This is a genomic window from Chamaesiphon polymorphus CCALA 037 (genome assembly GCF_003003845.1).
Classification (GTDB): Bacteria; Cyanobacteriota; Cyanobacteriia; order Cyanobacteriales; family Chamaesiphonaceae; genus Chamaesiphon; species Chamaesiphon polymorphus.
Genome location: NZ_PVWO01000754.1, coordinates 1 through 2,007, shown reverse-complemented (window position 1 = coordinate 2,007; position 2,007 = coordinate 1). Strand labels below are relative to the sequence as shown.

Genomic DNA, 2,007 nt, shown 5'->3' with positions numbered 1-2,007 from the left:
TGTACCGCCGAGGCATCTGCTAGTAATTCCCGCTGTCTGGAAATCGCACTCTGAATCAATCGCCCTGAGATAAAACCCGAAAACCCGATCGCTCTGAGCATCAGCCCAAATATCCACAGCGGATTGTCCCGACTCCAAGTCGTATAACTCAGCAGCCGTCCTGTCAAATGCAAGCATAAAATGCCGTGCAATACCCCCATCAGCCGGATATTCATCGCCATATCCCCGTTGAGAATATGACTGAACTCGTGGGCGATGACGCCTTGCAATTCATCGCGAGTGAGTTGCTCCAAACTCCCCTGAGTGACGCCAATTACCGCATCATTAACCGTAAACCCCGCAGCAAAGGCATTAATCCCCGCTTCATTGTCTAAAAGATACACTGGTGGGACGGCAATTGTCGCGGCGATCGCCATTTCTTCGACAATATTAAGTAACTGTCGCTCGGCTGGTGTCGCCTGTTCGACAAAAATCCGCCTCCCGCCCAATTCGGCGGCAATTACCGCACCACCAGCCCGCAACTGCTCGATCTTCCACCATGCTGGTATTCCCATTAACATTGCCGTCCCTAGCAAAGTCCAGCACAATACCCGCCCATCCCACCAAATAGCTGACTGACGACAATTGGGCATCGGCGAGTTGGAGCCAGGGGGAGAATAGCCGCCACCAACAGAGCGATTGGATCTGTAGTTAGGGCGAGGTGCCGAGCTGAAACCGCGCCGAGCAGCATTTCCCAACCGCGATAAACCGCTAAATCTACCTACCTGGTAATCTAGATCGGGTGCTGAAGGTAATAATGGGATCGTGGTTTGAGCTGAGATCGCGCGCGGGCTAGTTGTTACGCTCGTCGGGACGATCGGTTGACAACTCAATCGATCGCCAAACACCGCCCATTTTAAGGAAGTTGTATTAATTGATAGCATCGCTGCAAAGTAAATACAGATACCTGTAAACATGACTGCGGCTACAAATACCCCCACCAAAGTCCGCGTCGCGCGTCTCGATCGATCCTGTTGCTCGAAAAAACTCATATCCAGCTACTCAGCTCTATTGTTTTTTTAATGTTGTGGATAGTGGATAGTGGATAGTGGATAGTCGATCGCTGATGTCAGTGTTTCCCAGTCTCCCAGTCCCCCAGTCCCCTAGTCTCTCCCTCTCCCCCTCTCCTAGAAAGACACCTGCGGAGCCACTCGTACTTCGTGTTCTACGGCAACTTCGCGCAAGAGTTCTGCCGAGCTAAAGCCAAACTGGTTGGCAATGAGATTGCTGGGGAAAGCTTCTTTAGTGGTGTTGTAGAGCGTGACGGCATCATTAAAAGCTTGACGGGCAAAGCCTACCCGATTTTCGGTAGATGTGAGTTCTTCCATGAGCTGCATCATCGTACCATCGGCTTTGAGATTGGGATAAGATTCACTAACAGCAAACAGTCTTCCTAAAGCACCTGATAGTTCGCCTTCTGCCTGAGAGAGGTTGTCCATTGCTCTAGGAGCACCAGGATCGCTAGCGGCTCTATTACTGGCAGTAATGGCAATATTTCGTGCCGAAATTACTGCCTCTAAAGTCTCTCGCTCGTGGGTGAGATACCCTCTGGCGGTGTTCACCAAGTTGGGAATCAGATCGTAACGGCGTTGCAATTGGACATCGATTTGGGCGTAGGCATTTTTGTAGCGGTTGCGTTGCGCGACAAGCCGATTGTAAGCATCGACGCAAATATACGCGATCGTCGCTCCTAATACGAGGATAAAGATAAGAATTCCCATAGGATCTGAATAGATAACTACCAGATTTAGGGTACCCACATATAATTACTGAATCTCGATCGTTAAAAATATTACATGCAGAGCCAAGCTCTTAGAGGGTGTTTGAAAAGTTGGGGAGAGGTATGAAATTATGCTAAACGACGAACCATGATCCGGATCATTGCGATATGAATCCAAGCTTCCGAAGTTGCTGGTAAACCCTCACGATCTCGACTCAATCGCCGACACCAAGATAACCATCCAAAGG

The 2,007-nt window shown here is 49.7% G+C and carries 2 protein-coding genes and 1 pseudogene; all 3 read right to left on the bottom strand.

The genetic code is table 11. The annotated features are described in order from the left end of the window. Positions 1 to 1,031: M48 family metalloprotease (locus C7B77_RS30945; RefSeq protein ID WP_219892320.1), on the bottom strand; the 1,031-nt coding region annotated here is incomplete at its 3' end. A 135-nt stretch (positions 1,032 to 1,166) separates the two neighbouring features. Next, a complete protein-coding gene (locus tag C7B77_RS28995) occupies positions 1,167 to 1,760 on the bottom strand; it encodes a LemA family protein (RefSeq protein ID WP_106313239.1) in 594 nt (197 codons plus the stop codon). 128 nt (positions 1,761 to 1,888) lie between these two features. Beyond that, a pseudogene (locus C7B77_RS31280) lies at positions 1,889 to 2,007 on the bottom strand (IS5/IS1182 family transposase); the annotation flags it as partial.